Annotated in this window: 16 protein-coding genes and 1 pseudogene; 14 read left to right on the top strand and 3 right to left on the bottom strand. The window is 66.7% G+C overall.

The window, feature by feature from the left end; genetic code table 11:
* The first annotated feature begins 89 nt into the window (after positions 1-89).
* Positions 90-1,349: an NADP-dependent isocitrate dehydrogenase gene (gene icd, locus IG196_RS13940; protein WP_192196606.1), complete on the top strand. Its 1,260-nt coding sequence runs from the start codon at positions 90-92 to the stop codon at positions 1,347-1,349.
* Between the two features lie 184 nt (positions 1,350-1,533).
* On the opposite strand, the gene IG196_RS13945 is transcribed toward icd, so the two are convergent.
* Positions 1,534-1,869, bottom strand: a complete 336-nt coding sequence (locus tag IG196_RS13945; protein WP_192196607.1) for a hypothetical protein — start codon at positions 1,867-1,869, stop codon at positions 1,534-1,536.
* Here IG196_RS13945 and IG196_RS32030 point away from each other — a divergent pair.
* From IG196_RS32030 to IG196_RS13995, 11 genes and pseudogenes are all read left to right on the top strand, one after another.
* A pseudogene (locus tag IG196_RS32030) lies at positions 1,768-2,574 on the top strand (type VI secretion system ATPase TssH); the annotation flags it as partial. The gene IG196_RS13945 and the pseudogene IG196_RS32030 sit on opposite strands and share 102 nt — an antisense overlap.
* A gap of 244 nt (positions 2,575-2,818) precedes the next feature.
* Positions 2,819-3,937 carry a TagK domain-containing protein gene (locus IG196_RS13950; RefSeq protein ID WP_192196608.1) on the top strand — a complete coding sequence of 373 codons (1,119 nt, stop codon included), beginning with the start codon at positions 2,819-2,821 and terminating at the stop codon, positions 3,935-3,937.
* Positions 3,938-3,978: 41 nt separating this feature from the next.
* A complete protein-coding gene (tssG, locus tag IG196_RS13955) occupies positions 3,979-5,091 on the top strand; it encodes a type VI secretion system baseplate subunit TssG (protein WP_192197009.1) in 1,113 nt (370 codons plus the stop codon).
* 27 nt (positions 5,092-5,118) lie between these two features.
* Positions 5,119-6,186, top strand: a complete 1,068-nt coding sequence (locus IG196_RS13960) for an ImpA family type VI secretion system protein (protein ID WP_192196609.1) — start codon at positions 5,119-5,121, stop codon at positions 6,184-6,186.
* Positions 6,183-6,848 (top strand): hypothetical protein, encoded by a 666-nt coding sequence (locus IG196_RS13965; protein WP_192196610.1) that lies wholly within the window; start codon positions 6,183-6,185, stop codon positions 6,846-6,848. Before IG196_RS13960 ends, IG196_RS13965 begins: the two co-directional genes overlap by 4 nt.
* 140 nt (positions 6,849-6,988) lie before the next feature.
* A complete protein-coding gene (clpS, locus tag IG196_RS13970) occupies positions 6,989-7,348 on the top strand; it encodes an ATP-dependent Clp protease adapter ClpS (protein WP_192196611.1) in 360 nt (119 codons plus the stop codon).
* A gap of 67 nt (positions 7,349-7,415) precedes the next feature.
* Entirely contained in the window at positions 7,416-9,737 is a 2,322-nt protein-coding gene (gene clpA, locus IG196_RS13975) for an ATP-dependent Clp protease ATP-binding subunit ClpA (protein WP_101493055.1), read from the top strand.
* 100 nt (positions 9,738-9,837) lie between these two features.
* On the top strand, positions 9,838-11,286 hold the full coding sequence (gene cls / locus IG196_RS13980; protein WP_192196612.1) for a cardiolipin synthase: 1,449 nt from the start codon (positions 9,838-9,840) through the stop codon (positions 11,284-11,286).
* The gene (gene sbcB / locus IG196_RS13985; protein ID WP_192196613.1) at positions 11,287-12,726 is read left to right on the top strand and encodes an exodeoxyribonuclease I; all 1,440 of its coding nucleotides are present in this window, start codon (positions 11,287-11,289) and stop codon (positions 12,724-12,726) included. It abuts the gene before it with no gap.
* A gap of 17 nt (positions 12,727-12,743) precedes the next feature.
* Positions 12,744-13,151, top strand: coding sequence for a DUF3574 domain-containing protein (locus tag IG196_RS13990; protein ID WP_192196614.1), 408 nt, complete (start codon positions 12,744-12,746; stop codon positions 13,149-13,151).
* A gap of 22 nt (positions 13,152-13,173) precedes the next feature.
* On the top strand, positions 13,174-13,689 hold the full coding sequence (locus IG196_RS13995) for a GNAT family N-acetyltransferase (RefSeq protein ID WP_263864236.1): 516 nt from the start codon (positions 13,174-13,176) through the stop codon (positions 13,687-13,689).
* Here IG196_RS13995 and IG196_RS14000 read toward each other — a convergent pair.
* Together IG196_RS14000 and IG196_RS14005 are read right to left on the bottom strand one after the other, a co-directional pair.
* Positions 13,686-14,195: a GNAT family N-acetyltransferase gene (locus IG196_RS14000; protein ID WP_192196615.1), complete on the bottom strand. Its 510-nt coding sequence runs from the start codon at positions 14,193-14,195 to the stop codon at positions 13,686-13,688. The two genes, IG196_RS13995 and IG196_RS14000, sit on opposite strands and share 4 nt — an antisense overlap.
* 14 nt (positions 14,196-14,209) lie before the next feature.
* Entirely contained in the window at positions 14,210-15,283 is a 1,074-nt protein-coding gene (locus IG196_RS14005; RefSeq protein WP_192196616.1) for a DUF72 domain-containing protein, read from the bottom strand.
* Positions 15,284-15,344: 61 nt separating this feature from the next.
* Between IG196_RS14005 and IG196_RS14010 the strand changes: the two genes are divergently transcribed.
* Both IG196_RS14010 and IG196_RS14015 read left to right on the top strand, forming a co-directional pair.
* A complete protein-coding gene (locus IG196_RS14010; RefSeq protein WP_192196617.1) occupies positions 15,345-16,823 on the top strand; it encodes an ATP-binding protein in 1,479 nt (492 codons plus the stop codon).
* Positions 16,820-17,479 (top strand): response regulator transcription factor, encoded by a 660-nt coding sequence (locus IG196_RS14015; protein ID WP_095947697.1) that lies wholly within the window; start codon positions 16,820-16,822, stop codon positions 17,477-17,479. The genes IG196_RS14010 and IG196_RS14015 overlap by 4 nt, the downstream gene beginning before the upstream one ends.
* Positions 17,480-17,568 lie beyond the last annotated feature (89 nt).

The raw sequence follows: 17,568 nt of genomic DNA on the forward strand, positions 1-17,568 counted from the left end.
GTTAGCGCGCTGTACAGCGATTCTCCCTCGCTGTCTGTATTCGCAGACAGTCGTTCGAATTACGTCACTTCCCGGAGTCAAGCCCCCTCATGTCCAGCTATCAGCACATCAAAGTCCCGACCGAAGGCCAGAAGATCACGGTCAACGCTGACAATTCGCTCAATGTGCCCGATCAGCCCATCATTCCGTTCATCGAAGGCGATGGCACCGGGCTGGACATCACGCCGGTGATGCTCAAGGTGGTCGACGCCGCAGTGGCCAAGGCCTACGGCGGCAAGAAGAAGATCCACTGGATGGAGGTCTACGCGGGCGAGAAATCGACCAAGGTCTACGGCCCCGACGTCTGGCTCCCCGAGGAAACCCTGCATGCGGTGCGCGACTACGTGGTCTCCATCAAGGGCCCGCTGACCACGCCCGTTGGTGGCGGCATCCGCTCGCTGAACGTGGCGCTGCGCCAGGAACTCGACCTGTACGTCTGCCTGCGACCCATCCAGTACTTCGAGGGCGTGCCCAGCCCGGTGCGCGAGCCGCACAAGACCAACATGGTCATCTTCCGTGAGAACTCGGAAGACATCTACGCTGGCATCGAATTCGAGGCCGAAAGCGAGAAAGCCAAGAAGCTCATCAAGTTCCTGCAGGACGAGATGGGCGTCAAGAAGATCCGCTTCCCCAACACCTCGGGCATCGGCGTCAAGCCTGTGTCGCGCGAAGGCACCGAGCGCCTTGTGCGCAAGGCCTTCCAGTACGCCATCGACAACGACAAGCCGAGCGTGACTCTGGTCCACAAGGGCAACATCATGAAGTTCACCGAAGGTGGCTTCCGTGACTGGGGCTACAACCTGGCCGCCAAGGAATTCGGCGCCGAGCTGATCGACGGCGGTCCGTGGATGAAGTTCAAGAACCCCCGGACGGGCAAGGAAATCACCGTCAAGGACAGCATCGCCGACGCGTTCCTGCAGCAGATTCTTCTGCGTCCCGCCGAGTACAGCGTGATCGCCACGCTGAACCTCAACGGCGACTACGTGTCCGACGCGCTGGCCGCACAGGTCGGCGGCATCGGCATTGCCCCCGGTGCGAACCTGAGCGACACCGTCGCCATGTTCGAAGCCACCCACGGCACGGCACCCAAGTACGCTGGCAAGGACTATGTGAACCCGGGTTCCGAGATCCTGTCCGCCGAAATGATGCTGCGCCACATGGGCTGGACCGAAGCGGCCGACCTGATCATCAGCTCGATGAAAAAGTCGATCGCCAGCAAGAAGGTCACCTATGACTTCGCCCGCCTCATGGACGGTGCGACGCAAGTGAGCTGCTCTGGTTTCGGTCAAGTAATGATCGACAACATGTAATTGCAATCGCTGACGTTGAGACACGTCAGACGCCGATCAAGCCCTCGAATTTCCGAAAGGAACTCGAGGGTTTTTTCTTGCCTGCGGTGGCCTCGATATCGTTGTTGAATGACCTCCTTTGTCTTCCGAACGTAAGGAGCGGCGGGCAAACATCACAGATCAATAGGCTGCTTCTTTCGTTTAACTATTGGTAGAAACTGTGCTGCGATTTGCTTTGCAGCGAGCCGCCAGAATCGCGCCCATTCCAAGAAGCATAGGGGCGCGAAGTGGGGAAAAAGAACGCAGAAATCTGCTCGACGACATCGGGCGTCGCAGATGATTCGATCGAACAAGGCGTGCACACCGCACGACAGATCGCGCAATGACGATCTCTCGGCGAGCGTTGTTCGGCAAGCTCAATCTCACGCTGTTTCGCGGCATCGAATCTGCCACCGCATTTGCCAAGCTGCGCGGCAATCCGTACGTTGAACTGACGCGCTGGATTCATCAGCTCTGGCAGCTCAACGACAGCGATCTGCATCGCATCTGCCGGCACTACCAGATCGACGCGCAGGTCATCGAGAAAGACTTTGCATCGGCGTTGTCCAGCCTGCCGTCCGGTGCAACGTCACTGACCGATTTTTCCAGCCACATCGAAGCGGCCATCGAGCGCGCATGGGTGCTGTTCAGCCTCGAGTTCGGTGCGCATTGCGTGCGTGGGGCCTGGCTGCTTGCCGCGTTGCTTCAAACGCCGGAACTGCGGCGCGTGCTTCTGGGCATCTCACCTGCATTTCAGCGAATCCCAGCAGATCAGTTGACCGAGGCCGTCAGCGCGATCGTGGCTGGCTCTCCCGAAGGGCAGGAAGGACCGCATGATGGCTCCGGTCTGCCATCGGCACTGCCTGGCGAGGCCAGTGCTGCGTTCGCGGATGCGACGTCGGATGGCAAGTCGGCGTTGCGTCGCTACTGCACGGACCTGACCGAACGCGCTTCTCAAGGGCAGATCGACCCCGTCATCGGGCGTGGGCACGAGATCCGCACGATGGTCGACATTCTTCTTCGCCGTCGCCAGAACAATCCCTTGCTCACGGGCGATGCGGGTGTCGGCAAGACAGCGGTGGTCGAAGGGCTGGCACTGGCCATCGCCCAAGGCGAAGTTCCTCCCGACCTGAAGAACTGCCGACTCTGGAGCCTCGATGTTGGCGCGCTGCTGGCCGGCGCGAGCATGCGGGGGGAGTTCGAGTCTCTTCCTGCGCCCACAGCCGCGAGCACCGCGGCAAGCAAGGGCAGGCATTGCTCGAACGATGGGCTGGGCCGTCGCTGCCGAACGATCCCGCTGCGGCGCTGCAGGGCGTTCGCTTTCTGCCATGGGCCGACTGGCCGAACCGCCTGCAGGGACCGCGGGCGGAGATGGCCTTCTGGCAGCAGGACGCTCAGGGCCGATTCGTCGGTGCGGCCAATCGACTGCAAAAGTTGTGGGGTGGTGCGCCATGACCCACACAAAGACGCAGGGCGACGACGCCCGGAACACCCGGCTGCGCCTGCAGCTCACGCACAGCAATGGCGAAGCGCGCAGCGGGGCGTTGTCGATTCCGCCCACGGGCGCCGGCATGGCCGATGCGCTCCAGCTGTGCGGAGAACGCCAAAGCGAAGCGCAATGGCGCGCAGCCAATCTGTGTCGCATCGCATGGAGCGACAGCGCGGGAGCGTGGCGGTTGACGAACAGCAGCCATACATTGATGTGCGTGTGCAGAGGCGAACGCGTGCTGGCAGGCGCAAGCGTGCTGGTTGCGCCGGGGGATACGTTGGAACTCGGCCTGTTGCGTTTCACGGTGGAACAGGACGTAGCGGTGGACGAAGGGCGGCCGGGCAAACCGGACTCCGTGCGGCGCGGGGTTGTCGATGCAGAGCGAGAAACCGTGTCGCGCACGCCCCCGACCGAAGCGCCGCCTTTCGATCTGCGCGCACTGGCTTTCGATGACCGTTCAGGCGGAGACGGAGATGGAAACGGGCCGGAGGCGCACGTGGATGTGCTGACCAACCCTTTCGGCGTCCTCGACATTGCGGGGGCACAGCCGTCGCCGGTGGCTGACGTCCTGGCGGGTCTGCTCGGTGACGCGCCGGCGGCTGCGCCAGCGCAGCCTGCTGCACGATGGGCGAGTCCGCCGACCCGTGGTGAAGGTCGCCCCGCAAGCCTGCTCGACGAACTGCACGAGGAGTTCGTCCGCGTGGTGCGTGACCCCGCCCAACTCGCCGGGCGCGTCGACTGGGAAGGGCTGCTGGCGTCGGGCAACGAAGCCGCCCCCACGCTCGACGAGTTGCGCAAGCAGGCCGAACCATATCCCTTGCTGCGCGACATCCTGCTGCCGCGCGAGGGCATCGACCGGATCATCGAGGACTTCGAGCCCCTCGTGCGATCCGGCTTGCTCGACCAGGAAGTGCCCGAGGACGTGCTGGGCCTGTTCGCTCCGGAACTGGCACGCGACAGCCGTGCGCCGCTGCCCAGCCTGACACGGCAAGAGCACCATGATCTGTCGCCCGACAGCCACATCCAGTTGGGAACAGCTCAGCACCGGGACGGCAGCGACGAAGGCGAGGGGACGTCGTGACCAAGTCGCGCGAGGGCGATCCCGGCGGGCCGCTTCACGACATGCTCGGACGGCTGCGTCGCGCGCCGTGGCGGTTCGGTTTCCTGTCCCTGTTGCGGCGCTTCGGGGCATCCCATCTGCAACACCCCCCCGTCGGACTGGCCCAGCGCCCTCAGCAGGAGCCGTTCCGGCTGGGGCAGGCCGCAGCCTTGACTTTCGCGCCGCGCGAAATCGCCGGCGTGGTGCTGCCCGGTGAATCGGAGCACCGGGTGCCGGGGGTGTCGCCGACGCGGTCCGGCAACAACCCGGCGCTGCCGGTCGTGCGCCTGTACGGCCTCGGCCTCCTGGGGCCCAACGGCCCGTTGCCGCTGCACTACACCGAACTGGTGCGGGACCGCACTGAAAACCACAACGACAGCACCCTCGCGGACTTTCTCGACCTGTTCCACCACCGCTACCTGACGCACATGTACCGGGCATGGGCGCAAGGGCAGGCCGCAGCCGGGCTTGACCGGGCACAGGACGAGGCGTTCAGCCGCTACGTCGCGCGCCTGACAGGGCATGACCCGCTGGAGATCCGCGATTTGGTGCTGCCCTCGCATGCGCGGCTGGCGGCCTCCACCCACCTGGCCCGCGAAGCCCGCAACCCCGATGGGCTGGCGGCCACCCTGGCGCAATTCTTCGCGGTGCCCGTCCAGCTGGATGAGTTCGTGCGCCACTGGATCCGGATCGATCCCGAGGACCAGAGCCACCTGGGGCTCGCCCGGACCTCCAGCATCATGGGTGTCGGGGCCATTGCGGGGGAGGTGGTGGCCGACCGGCAGAACAAGTTCCGGCTCGTGCTCGGTCCGCTGAGCCTGGAGCAGTACCTGCGTTTCACGCCCCAGGGGCAAGACCTGGCGCTCCTCGTCGAATGGGTGCGCGGTTTTGTCGGCTACGAGTTCGTCTGGGAGGTGGAACTGCGCGTGCGCAACGACAGCACCCCGCCAGCGCGGCTCGAGGACACCGAAAAGCTCGGCTGGTCCACCTGGCTCGGCGGCTCCGGGAGCACTGAAGACGGGCTGCGTGCCGTCGATGCGCCGCGTTCAACGCCCGGCTACACCGTCGGCATGGTGTTCGAACCCGAGGCGTACGTCGGCTCGCGCCATCGCGGCAACGCGACCGCGGCACGCTGAATCTTTCCCTGCGAGAACCTGTTTCACATGACCGCTCCCATCCACACCGACGCCGAGCCCGCCGCTTACGCCACGCCTGCCCGCACCGAGGCAGATGGCCCACTGCCCCCCTTTAGCGCGACAGCACCTTGCGGCCCCAGCCTGGAATACGACGCCGAATACGCCGTCCTGCTGGCCCGCATGTCCCCACGTGGCGATGCGCAGTACGGGCAGTTCGTCGGAGCCCCCGATGCGCCCAACTGGGCGGAGATCGAACGTGACTGCCGCCGGCTGTTGCTGCGGACCCGGGACATCAATCTCTTTGTCTGGTTGTGCCGCACCCGGTTGGCGCAGGCACCCGGGCTCGCGCAGTCGTTGGTGCTGCTGGTCGAGGCGCTCCAGACCTGGCCCGAAGCGGTGCACCCCCAACTGGTGATCGAAGGCGAGCGCGACCCGGCGGTCCGTGCCAACGCCCTGGCGGCGCTGGCCGATCCGGAGGGCCTGCTGAGCGACGTGCGCGAGATCGTCATCGCGGCCAATGCCGCGCGGCACCTGACGGTGCGTGAAGTCGAGCGTGCCTTGGCAATGCCCCGGTCGCTGGATGCAGCCAGCCCCGAGGCCATGGCACGGCAACTGACCGACCTGACCGCCGCCACTGCCGATGACGATGACGATGACGATGACGATGACGATGACGATCAGGCCCCGCTGCGCTTGCTGGCGCAAGCCGCCGAGGCTGCGGCGCAGATCGTCGCCTGGGCCGGCCAGCACCTGGGGCAGGACGCGCCTTCACTGCACGCGCTGGTGCGATTGCTGGCCCCGTTCCAGCGAACCGGGTCATCGGCACCGCCTGCCGCGGTCGCAACAATGCCAAGCCTGCTCCCGTCGTGGCCGGCAAGCACGCCAGTCGGCGAGGGTCTGGCGACACGCGACGACATCCTGCGTGACATTCGCAAAGCCCGCCGATGGTTCGAGGACCACGAACCGAGCAGTCCTGTTGCCGTGTTGCTCAAGCAGGCCGAACGCATGACCGGTCAGCGGTTTTCACAGGTGGCCGATGCCATCCCGCTCGATTTGCTGCGCAAATGGGATGCCGACGAGGAGGTTTTGCTGTGACGCTGATCCAGGTCAATTTCCTTGTCGTCTGCTTCGCGGTCGGCGTCGCCGGGGCCTTGCTCGGTTTCTGGGCTTTCTCGCAACGGCTCGGCAGGCAGCTCGAGGCGCAGCGCCGTGCCCTGGATGCGGAGCGCGACCAGACCCGGCAGGTGATTCGCGCCGAATTGGAGTTGCTGGGTCAACAACAGCTCGCGCATCAGGACGTGCAGCGCCTGGCCCTGGCGCTTTGGCAAGCCGAACAGGATGCGCGGCGCCGGGCCGAATGGCAGGCCTTGCGGCCAGCGCCCCCCACCTTGCTGGCAAAGAGAGAAGGATCGCTTGCGCGGCCTCTCGTACCACCGCAGCCACCGCAGCCACCGCAGCCAGTGCAGCCAGTGCAGCCAGTGCAGCCACCGCAGCCAGTGCAGCCAGTGCAGCCAGTGCAGCCAGTGCAGCCACGATCGTCGCCGCCAGTCCCGGCGGTGCCCCCCGATTCGGAGCCGGCGACTTCACCGGCCCCCCTCGCACTGCCGACGGCGGCGCGCTGGGAAGCTGTGGCGGCACCCGAGCGCGAACTCACCGACGAAGAAATCGACGCCTTGCCGCCCGACCTGCCGGTTCCGACCCGGGTGCCCGGCCGGAAATTGCCGGCGCCCAAAGGCCCCGTGCTGCGCAATCTGTAAAAAAGACCGGCAATCTGCCGGTTTTTTTACGTCTGTCTTCGTGCTGTCGTACACGACGCATGCCTCTTGATTTGTCGAATAGGCGTCACCAAGTCTGTTGGCGTCGGCACGGTGCTTGCACGCTCTATAGAATCTTTTTCATGGCAACGAGAATTCCCAAAACTCCCAACACCCCACCGGCGCAGAAACCGGCGGGCGACGACGGAGATTCGGTCGTTCTGGAGCGCCGCCCGCAAAAAACGGCACCGCCCCAGATGTACCAGGTCGTCATGCTGAACGACGACTACACGCCGATGGAGTTCGTGATCGTCGTCCTGCAGGAATATTTCAGCAAGGACCGAGAAACGGCAACCCAAATCATGCTCAAGATCCACCTCGATGGCCGTGGTATTTGTGGGGTTTATTCCCGCGATATGGCGGCCACCAAGGTCAATCAGGTGATGGAGGCGGCGCATCAGGCTGGGCACCCGCTGCAATGTGTCAGCGAACCGGTCGCGTGAACCAGTTGAATTGCACGCGCTCCAACCCATCTGAGAACTTATTTACAGCAAGGCAAAAGGAAATCACATGATTGCCCAGGAACTGGAAGTCAGCTTGCACATGGCCTTCGTCGAGGCCCGGCAGCAACGCCACGAGTTCATCACCGTGGAACATCTGCTGCTCGCTTTGCTGGACAACCCGAGCGCCGCGGAAGTTCTGCGCGCCTGCTCGGCCAACGTCGACGACCTGCGGGCGTCGCTCACCAACTTCATCAAGGACAACACGCCGCAGGTGGCGGGTTCCGACGATGTAGACACCCAGCCGACCCTGGGTTTCCAGCGTGTGATCCAGCGCGCCATCATGCATGTGCAGTCCACCGGCAACGGCAAGAAGGAAGTCACCGGCGCCAATGTGCTGGTCGCGATCTTCGGTGAGAAGGATTCGCACGCCGTGTACTACCTGCACCAGCAGGGCGTCACCCGCCTGGACGTGGTCAATTTCATTGCCCACGGCATCAAGAAGAGCGATCCGCCGGAAGCCGTCAAGGGCAGCGGCGAAGCGCCCCAGGGTGAAGGCGAAGAGGGCGGCGGCGAACGCAACGAGAAGGCCTCGCCGCTCGAGCAGTTCACCCAAAACCTCAACCAGCTCGCCAAGGACGGCAAGATCGATCCGCTGATCGGCCGCGAATACGAGGTCGAGCGCGTCATCCAGATTCTGTGCCGCCGGCGCAAGAACAACCCGCTGCTCGTGGGCGAGGCTGGCGTTGGCAAGACCGCGATTGCGGAAGGCCTGGCATGGCGCATCACCCAGGGCGACGTGCCCGAGATCCTCGCCGAGGCGCAGGTCTACTCGCTCGACATGGGCGCGCTGCTGGCCGGCACCAAGTACCGCGGTGACTTCGAACAGCGCCTGAAGGGCGTGATCAAGTCGCTCAAGGACAAGCCGAACGCCATCCTGTTCATCGACGAAATCCACACCCTGATCGGTGCGGGCGCAGCCTCGGGCGGCACGCTCGATGCGTCGAACCTGCTCAAGCCGGCGCTCTCCAGCGGCCAGCTCAAGTGCATCGGCGCCACCACCTTCACGGAATACCGCGGCATCTTCGAGAAGGATGCGGCCCTGTCGCGTCGCTTCCAGAAGGTCGACGTGGTCGAGCCGACGGTGCAGGAAACCGTCGACATTCTGAAGGGCCTGAAGTCGCGCTTCGAGGAGCACCATGGCGTCAAGTACGCCGTGGCGGCCCTGCAGGCCGCGGCGGAGCTGAGTGCCAAGTACATCAATGACCGTCACCTGCCCGACAAGGCGATCGACGTCATCGACGAAGCCGGCGCCGCCCAGCGCATCCTGCCGCCGAGCAAGCGCAAGAAGACCATCAGCAAGACCGAAGTCGAGGAAATCGTCGCGAAGATCGCGCGCATTCCCCCGGCCAACGTCAGCAACGACGACCGCGGCAAGCTGCAGACCATCGAGCGCGACCTCAAGAGCGTCGTGTTCGGCCAGGACAAGGCACTCGAAGTGCTGGCCTCCGCGGTCAAGATGGCGCGCTCGGGTCTGGGCAAGGGCGACAAGCCGATCGGCTCGTTCCTGTTCTCCGGCCCCACGGGCGTCGGCAAGACCGAAGCGGCCAAGCAGCTGGCCTACATCATGGGCATCGAGCTGATCCGCTTCGACATGTCGGAGTACATGGAGCGCCACGCGGTGAGCCGCCTGATCGGCGCGCCTCCGGGCTACGTCGGTTTCGACCAGGGTGGTCTGCTGACCGAAGCTGTCACGAAGAAGCCGCATTCGGTGCTGCTGCTCGACGAAATCGAGAAGGCGCACCCGGACATCTTCAACGTGCTGCTGCAGGTCATGGACCATGGCACGCTGACCGACAACAACGGGCGCAAGGCCGACTTCCGCAACGTCATCATCATCATGACGACGAATGCGGGTGCCGAAACCATGAACAAGGCGACCATCGGCTTCACGAACGCGCGGCAGACCGGCGACGAAATGGGCGACATCAAGCGCCTGTTCACGCCGGAGTTCCGCAACCGCCTGGACGCCATCGTCAACTTCAAGGCGCTCGACGAAAACGTCATCCTGCGCGTGGTCGACAAGTTCCTGCTGCAACTGGAAACCCAACTGAGCGAGAAGAAGGTCGACGTCACCTTCACCGACAAGCTGCGCAAGCACCTGGCCAAGAAGGGCTTCGATCCGCTGATGGGCGCACGTCCGATGCAGCGCCTGATCCAGGACACGATCCGTCGTGCACTGGCCGACGAGTTGCTGTTCGGTCGCCTGACCGATGGCGGTCGCCTCGAAGTCGACATCGACGAGAAGGACGAAGTGCTGCTCGACATCCAGCCGATCCCGAAGAAGGAAGGCAAGTCGAAGCCCGAAGCCGAAGAGGCCGCCACGGGCTGATCAAGCTCCTCTGAGGAACCCCGTCAAAGGCCGGTAGCATTCGCTGCCGGCCTTTTTCTTTGGGCCGGCCCCAAACACTCCGCCTTCATCCGCTTTCGCCTTGATCCTTCCCGAACTCAGCCACGAATGGAAAACCGGCCTCTCCCTGGCGTGGAGCGGCTACATCGCCGTGCTGTCGATCTGGATCGTGATGCAAAAGCGCGCGCCGGTGTCCACCATGAGCTGGATCCTGTCGCTCGCGCTGCTGCCGTTCGCGGGCTTCGTCGTCTATTACTTCCTGGGGCCGCAGCGGCTGCGCAAGCAGCGGCTCAAGCGCCTGCGCAGCCGTGCCAACGCGCATTCGCAGGCCGATGTGGCGCGGCTGCGGGACGCCTCGCAGCACGCGCCGCCGGCGCTGCAGCAGATGGCCCGGCTGGGCACCGCGGCCTGCGGCCTGCCGGTGTCGAGTGCCACAAGCGTCGAGCTGCTCTCGGGTGGTGCGCGTACCTTCGATTCGATCTTCGAGGCCGTGCGCGCGGCGCGCGATCACATTCACCTCGAGTACTACATCTTCGAGCCTGACCAGATTGGCACCGCGCTGCGCGACCTGCTGATCGAGCGCGCGCAGGCCGGCGTGCGGGTGCGGCTGCTGCTCGACGCGCTCGGCTCCAAGCGCATCGGCCGCAAGTTCATGGCGCCGATGCTCGCGGCGGGCGTAGAGGTGGCGCTGTTCCACGACACCAAGATCGGCCGGCGCTTGCGCCCCGTGACCAACTACCGCACCCACCGCAAGATCGTGGTGTGCGATGGCCGCGTCGGCTTCACCGGCGGCGTGAACATCACCGACGAGGAAGACAAGCGCACCAACCCCAAGGACGCGTACCACGACGTGCATGTGCGCATCGAAGGCAGCGCCGTGCGCTGGTTGCAGACCACCTTCCTCGAAGACTGGAGCTACGCCACCGGCAAGAACCGGCACCGTTCGGACGCTGTTCTGGACGTGCTGATGCCCCAGGTGGAAGCGGGCGACATCCCGGTGCAGATCGTCACCAGCGGCCCCGACAACGCGTTCGAGGCCATCCACCGCATGCACGTCGAAGCGATCCATTCGGCCACGCGCCGGGCCTGGCTCACCACGCCGTATTTCGTGCCGGGCGAGCCCGCGCTGATGGCGTTGACCAGTGCGGCGCTGCGCGGCGTCGACGTGCGGCTGCTCGTGCCGCGCCGCAGCGACTCGGCCATCGTGAGCGCCGCGGCGCGTTCGTACTTCGACGAGCTGATGACCGCGGGCGTCAAGATCTGGGAGTACAAGGAACGCATGCTGCACTCCAAGACGCTGGTGGTCGACGACCATTGCGCGATGATCGGCACCGCCAACTTCGACAACCGCAGCTTCCGGCTCAACTTCGAAGTCTGCGCCGTGGTCTACGGACCCGCGCTGACCCAGCCGCTGGCGGCGCAGTTCGAAACCGACTTGCACAGCTCCGGCTCCGTGCGCGCCCACCGGCCGCAGACTTTCTGGCGCCGCCTCGGCGACGCCATTGCGCGACTGTTTTCTCCCTTGCTCTGAATGAACCACACCTTTCTCTGGCACGACTACGAAACCTTTGGCGCCGTGCCGCGCCGCGACCGTCCTTCGCAGTTCGCCGCCATCCGCACGGACGCCGAACTCAACGAGGTCGGCGAGCCGCTGATGATCTATTGCAAGCCCGCGCCGGACTACCTGCCCAGCCCCGAGGCCTGCCTGATCACCGGCATCACGCCGCAGATCTGCCTGGAGCGCGGCATTCCGGAGCACGAGTTCGCCGCGCACATCGAGCAAGCCTTCTCGCAGCCCGGCACCGTCGGCGTCGGCTACAACACCATCCGCTTCGACGACGAGGTCACGCGCTTCCTGTTCTGGCGCAACCTCATCGACCCCTATGCGCGTGAATGGCAGAACGACTGCGGCCGCTGGGACTTGTTGGATGTGGTGCGCCTCACCTACGCGCTGCGCCCCGACGGCATCGAATGGCCGAAAAAGGAAGACGGCAAGCCCAGCTTCAAGCTCGAAGACCTGGCGCGCGCCAACGGCCTGCTGCACGAGTCGGCGCACGATGCGCTGTCCGACGTGCGCGCCACCATCGCGCTGGCCCAGCTCATCCGCGACAAGCAGCCCAAGCTGTTCGACTTCGCCTTCAGCCTGCACAAGAAGGACCGCGTGGCGATCGAGCTCAGCCTGCCCGCGATGCGCGAGACCGCCAAGCCCTTCCTGCACGTGTCGGGCATGTTCCCGGTTGAGCGCGGTTGCCTCGCCGTGATGTGGCCGCTGGCCAGCCATCCGACCAACAAGAACGAACTGCTGGCCTGGGACCTGTCGCAAGACCCGAGCGAGCTGCGCGACCTCGACGCCGAGACGCTGCGCCTGCGCCTGTTCACGCGCACCGCCGACCTGCCCGAAGGCATGACGCGGCTGCCGATGAAGAGTGTGCACCTGAACAAGTCGCCGATGGTGGTCGGCAACCTGCGCACGCTGGCACCGGCCATGGCCGAGCGCTGGGGCGTCGACATGGACACCGCCATGCGTCACGCCGCCATCGCGCGCGACCTGCCCGACATGAGCGCCATCTGGTCGCAGGTTTTCTCCCGTCCGAAGGAAGCCACGCCCGATGTCGATGAAGACCTCTACGGCGGCTTTGTCGGCAACGGCGACCGCCGTCGCCTGAACCAGCTGCGCGGGTTGTCGCCCGAAGGGCTCGCCAAGGAGCGCGTGGCCTTCGACGACGGGCGGCTCGACGAAATCCTTTTCCGCTACCGCGCGCGCAACTGGCCCGAGTCGCTGAGCGAGGAAGAAACCGAGCGCTGGGAAGCGCTGCGCGTGGCACGCCTGTTCAAGGGCGAAGGCGGGGCGCGCACCATCGAGGCGTTGTTCAGCGAGGTTGATGCGCTGTCCGAGAACGCCGACGAGCGCGGCGAGGAAATCCTGGGCGCGCTGTACGAGTACGCCGAGGCGATCGCGCCCGAGGCCTGAAAGACCGAGGTCTCGGCATGAGCGTCGCACGCCACACACTGTCTCGCGCAGGCGTGGCGGGCGCATTGGTCGCTGCGGTGCTTGCAGGTTGTGCCGCAGGGCCTCCCGGCAACTGCGCCACAGGCTTCGAAGCCTTCGAGCGCGACACCCTCTATTTCGGCCGCGCCATCCCCAGGGGCGGCCAGGTGTCCGACGCCGACTGGGCCGACTTTCTCGACACCCGCGTGACCCCGGCCTTTCCGCAAGGCTTCACCGTGATCGACGCCGCCGGCCAGTGGTGGGGCGCGTCGGGGCAGGTCGTGCTGCTGCACCCGCGTGACACGAAGACCGATGACGCCATCGCCACGTTGATCGACACCTACCGCCAGCGTTTCGCGCAAGAGGCGGTGTTGCAGGAAAGGCAGTCCGTCTGTGCCCGTTTCTGACATCGTTCCTACCGTTCGCCGATTGATCCCCGCCGATACGCCGGCCTACCGCGCGCTGATGCTCGACGCCTACGCGCGGCACCTCGAGGCGTTCACTTCCACGGTCGAGGAGCGCGCCAGCTTGCCGCCGACGTGGTGGGAGACGCGCCTGCGCACGGATGCCGACGCGGCCGAGGTGGTGTACGGCGCCTTCGATGCCGATGGCGCACTCATCGGCGCGGCGGGCCTCGGCCGTGAATCGCGGCAGCGCACACGCCACAAGGCCACCTTGTTCGGCATGGTGGTGGCGGAACCGGCGCGGCGCGCGGGCGCCGGGCGGCAACTCGTGCTCGCCTTGCTCACCCATGCACGCACGCTCGACGGCGTGCGCGTGGTGCAACTGACCGTGACGGAAGGCAATCGCCCGGCGCAGGCGCTGTACGAGCGCTGCGGCTTCCAGGTCTTTGGCGTCGAGCCGATGGCCACCGTGCTCGATGGCGCGTTCTCGTCGAAGGTGCACATGTGGTGCGACCTCGACGCCACGGCACCTTCTGCCTAGCCGCCGCGCTCGCGCACCATCAGCAGCGCGGGCCCGTCGGGCGTGACCACTTCGCCCAACGTGCGAAAGCCGGCCTTGGTGAAGCTGCGAATCGCGCGGGCGTTGCGTGGTGACGGATCGGTCTGTATGCGCGTCACCGCCGGGTCGGCGAACAGCTGGTCCGTGAAGGCCCGCACCATCGCGCTGCCGAGCCCACGATTCAGCTGATCCGCCTGCGCGAGGAACTGGTCGATGCCCCGAGCGCCCGGGTCGCGTTCGTCTTCCCACCAGCCATCGCCCGAACCCATCACGACGTACGACTGGATGAATCCCAAGGGTTGCCCGTCGAGCAGCGCGATGTAGCCGCGATCCGGCGAGTCGGGTGCCAGCATCGGCGTGAAGTCGGCCTCGACCTCGGCGCGCGTGGGCACGGGCGTCCACCATTCGGCTACGTGCGGGCGGCACAGCCATTCGTGGAGCATCGCGAAATCGGTGGATTGCAGCGGTCGGAACGAGATCGAATGCATGGTGGGCGGGTGTCCTAGCGGGAAATCCGGTCGACGATGTCCTGCGCCAGTGAGGCGATGGTCAGCGGCGCGCAGCCTTCGGCGTTGTTGCTCACGGTGACGAAGGCGTTCTGCCCCGCGCCCGTGGTGCCGGCGATCACCTTGGCGAGCGCGGCGCGGGTTTCGGGGTCGGGGTCGAGCACCTTGTCGAAGGGGCCGTAGAGCTTCTCGGCGTCTTCATAGCCGAAGCGGCCGTGGCGGCGGTGCAGGTTCCAGCGGCACACGAGCGGCCCGGGCCACAGCGCGCGCAGCATCGGCAACTGGTCTTCAATGGGCGGCATCTTCGCGTGCAGGCCCATGCAGAAAGTCGCGCCCACGCTGCGCAGCATGTCGGCGAAGGCGGGGCACAGCAGCTGCGGGTCGCGCACCTCGACGGCGAGCACCGCATCGGGCGCGGTCGGCTTCAGGTCGGGCATCGCCGCCAGCATCGCGCCGATGCGCGCGATGAGCGCGGGCTGGTCGGCCAGCAGGTGCGCCGGGATCGGGCTCAGCTGGAACACCAGCGCGCCGATGCGGTGGCCCAGCCCGTCGAGCGCCGGCTGCACAAACTCCTGCAGCGCGATCTCGTGGCTCAGGAACACCGGGTTGGCCTGCGTGCCGCGGCCGCTTTCGTCGCGCACGGTGGCGTCGGTCACGAGGCTCGGGGCCTTCACGACGAAGCGGAAGTCGTCCGGCACCATGGCCGCGTAGCGCGCGTACTGGCTGGCGGTGAGGGCGCGGTAGAAGTTGCGGTCCAGGCTCACGGTGCGCAGCAGCGGATGCTGGGCGAGCGCCGACAGGCCGTTCTTCGAGAGCACGGCTTCGGCGTAGTCGCCGTCCCAGACCATCCCGGCCCAGCCGGGGTAGCTCCACGACGAGGTGCCCAGCCGCAGTTGCGACGGCAACTCAGCGGCGAGGGCGACCAGCGCCGTGTCGGGTGCTACCGGCTTCACGGTCGCGCCACGCGATTTCTTCGGCGAAGGCGATGACGCCTCGGCCTCCTCGGTCGCCGCGGTCCGGCGGGGAAGTTCGGGGAGATCGGAAAAGAGGGAGTCCTGCACGTCAGCCATGTCTGGGTCGGCATTTTCGGCCAAGCGGGGAGCCCCCTTGGCGCCGGGCACAATCCGCGCCATGACACAGTGGTTGCGTACGCGGGGTGGTTGGTGGCTGGCGTGGGGGGTGCTCACGGCCGCCGGGGCCGTGTGGTTCGCGCGCGCCGAGCTGACCCGACTTCAGCAGGATTTCGAGACCGACGCGCGCATCGCGCACCGGCTCATGAGCCAGCAGGTGGTGCAGTACGACGCGGTGCTGGCCACGCTCGCGCTGCTCGAACCCAACGCCGGCGCCGACTACCCGGAGCGGCGCCTGCCGTCGGTGTACTCGTCGATCCTGCGCGTGCAGCGGCGCGCGGCCGACGAGCCCTGGCCCGATGCCGAACACGCCGACGCACTGGCCGCCGCCGAGGCCCGCTCGCGCGCCGAACGCCGCGCCGACCTCGCCGTGCTCGATCTGCCACACGGCCGCTACCAGCTCGTGATCGGTTCCGATCCGCTCAGCTACGCACTCGAGATCGACCTCGTCGGCTCGGTGCCCTGGCGCGACTGGCCGATGAACCCGCAGCGCAGCCCCGTGCGCCTGATCCTGCAGCGCGACGGCCAGCAGCTGGTGCTGCAACCCGGGCAGTCGGCCGAACACGGCTGGCGCTACAGCCTGAGCAAGGCGCTTGCGTCGCCGAGTCAGCCGTTCGAATTGGTGGCCGAGCGCCAGGTCGGCTGGGCCGAGCTGCCGTGGCGCACCATTGGCGGCTGGGCCGTGGCGATGGCGCTGTTGCTGGCCGGCCTCTGGGCCGCGCAGCGCCAGCGCATCGCGCGGCGCCGCGCCGAAGAGCTGCTGCGCCTGGGCCAGGTCGCGCGGCTCAATGCGCTGGGCGAGCTGTCGGCCGGGCTGGCGCACGAACTCAACCAGCCGCTCACGGCCGTGCTGGCCAACGCGCAGGCCGCGCGCCGCCTGCTCGACGACGACCCGCCCGACCTCGCCACCGCGCGCGATGCGATGGGGCAGGCCGTCGAGCAGGCCCGCCGCGCGGCCGGCGTGGTCGGCCGCCTGCGCCGCGTGATCGAACGCCCCGAGGCCGGCGGCGACGTCAAGCCGCTGGTGCTGCAGGAGGTGGTGCGCAGCGCCATGCACCTGCTGGCGCCCGAGTTCGCGCGCCACGGCGTGGCGGCCCAGTTCGACGCCAGCGCGCAGGCGCCCGTGCGCGTGCAGGCCGAGGCCGTGGCGTTGGAGCAGATCGTGCACAACCTGCTGATGAACGCGACGCAGGCGCTCGACCTCGTGCCCGCGGCCGAGCGACGCCTCGTGGTCTCGGTCGGCCGTAACGGCGAGGAGGGCGTGCTGACCGTCACCGACAACGGCCGCGGCATCGCGCCCGAGGCGCTGCCGCGCCTGTTCGAGCCTTTCTTCAGCACGCGCGAAGGCGGCCTGGGCCTCGGCTTGAGCCTGAGCGAAACGCTGGCCAGCGGCATGGGCGGCAGCCTGAGCGCCGCCAATGCCTCGCCGCGCGGCGCGCGCTTCACCTTGCTGCTGCCGCTGGTGGCGCCTTCGACATGAACACGTTGACCGCCACCGCCGACCAACCGCAATCGCCCCTGATCCACCTGATCGACGACGACCAGGCTGTGCGCGACAGCCTGTCGCTGCTGATCGGCACGGTCGGCCTGCGCGTGCAGGGCTGGGCCGATCCGCAGGCCTTCATCGACGGCTTCGACCGCGCGAGCGTTGGCGCCATCGTGCTCGACGTGCGCATGCCCGGCATCAGCGGCCTCACGGTGCTCGACCGGCTGGTGGCGCAGGGCGTCGACCAGCCCGTGATCATGCTGACCGGCCACGGCACGGTCGAGATGTGCCGCCGTGCCTTCAAGGCCGGCGCGGCCGAGTTCCTCGAGAAGCCGGTGGACGACGAGCAGCTGCTCGAAGCCCTGCAGCAGGCCGTGCGCCAGCACGTGCGTACGCGCGAGCGCTCGCAGGCCGACAACGCCGCGCGCGAGCGGGTCGCGCAGCTCTCGGAGCGCGAGCGCGAGGTGCTGGCCTTCATCGTGCAGGGGCTCACCAACAAGGAGATCGCGCGCGTGCTGGCGCTGTCGCCGCGCACCGTCGAGACCCACCGCGCGAACCTGTTCGCCAAGCTCGATTGCGATTCGCTCGCGCAGCTGATCCGGCGCTATGCCGTGCTGGCGTCGGATGCGGGAGAAGAGGGCGCTCCGTAGAACTACGGAGTCCCGGGCGTAGCCGTACGAATGGCCGCAGCGGGCCGTATTTTTTACAGTGACACCGTTGTCGGCACAGGCCGGCACGA

This window comes from Variovorax sp. 38R (assembly GCF_014843395.1).
GTDB lineage: Bacteria > Pseudomonadota > Gammaproteobacteria > Burkholderiales > Burkholderiaceae_C > Variovorax > Variovorax paradoxus_H.

What these genes read in the sequence shown, in the direction of transcription:
- icd (WP_192196606.1), top strand. Translation starts at nt 90, where the DNA reads ATGTCCAGCTATCAGCACATCAAAGTCCCGACCGAAGGCCAGAAGATC.
- IG196_RS13945 (WP_192196607.1), bottom strand. Translation starts at nt 1,869, where the DNA reads ATGCAGATCGCTGTCGTTGAGCTGCCAGAGCTGATGAATCCAGCGCGT.
- IG196_RS13950 (WP_192196608.1), top strand. Translation starts at nt 2,819, where the DNA reads ATGACCCACACAAAGACGCAGGGCGACGACGCCCGGAACACCCGGCTG.
- tssG (WP_192197009.1), top strand. Translation starts at nt 3,979, where the DNA reads ATGCTCGGACGGCTGCGTCGCGCGCCGTGGCGGTTCGGTTTCCTGTCC.
- IG196_RS13960 (WP_192196609.1), top strand. Translation starts at nt 5,119, where the DNA reads ATGACCGCTCCCATCCACACCGACGCCGAGCCCGCCGCTTACGCCACG.
- clpS (WP_192196611.1), top strand. Translation starts at nt 6,989, where the DNA reads ATGGCAACGAGAATTCCCAAAACTCCCAACACCCCACCGGCGCAGAAA.
- clpA (WP_101493055.1), top strand. Translation starts at nt 7,416, where the DNA reads ATGATTGCCCAGGAACTGGAAGTCAGCTTGCACATGGCCTTCGTCGAG.
- sbcB (WP_192196613.1), top strand. Translation starts at nt 11,287, where the DNA reads ATGAACCACACCTTTCTCTGGCACGACTACGAAACCTTTGGCGCCGTG.
- IG196_RS13990 (WP_192196614.1), top strand. Translation starts at nt 12,744, where the DNA reads ATGAGCGTCGCACGCCACACACTGTCTCGCGCAGGCGTGGCGGGCGCA.
- IG196_RS14000 (WP_192196615.1), bottom strand. Translation starts at nt 14,195, where the DNA reads ATGCATTCGATCTCGTTCCGACCGCTGCAATCCACCGATTTCGCGATG.
- IG196_RS14005 (WP_192196616.1), bottom strand. Translation starts at nt 15,283, where the DNA reads ATGGCTGACGTGCAGGACTCCCTCTTTTCCGATCTCCCCGAACTTCCC.
- IG196_RS14010 (WP_192196617.1), top strand. Translation starts at nt 15,345, where the DNA reads ATGACACAGTGGTTGCGTACGCGGGGTGGTTGGTGGCTGGCGTGGGGG.
- IG196_RS14015 (WP_095947697.1), top strand. Translation starts at nt 16,820, where the DNA reads ATGAACACGTTGACCGCCACCGCCGACCAACCGCAATCGCCCCTGATC.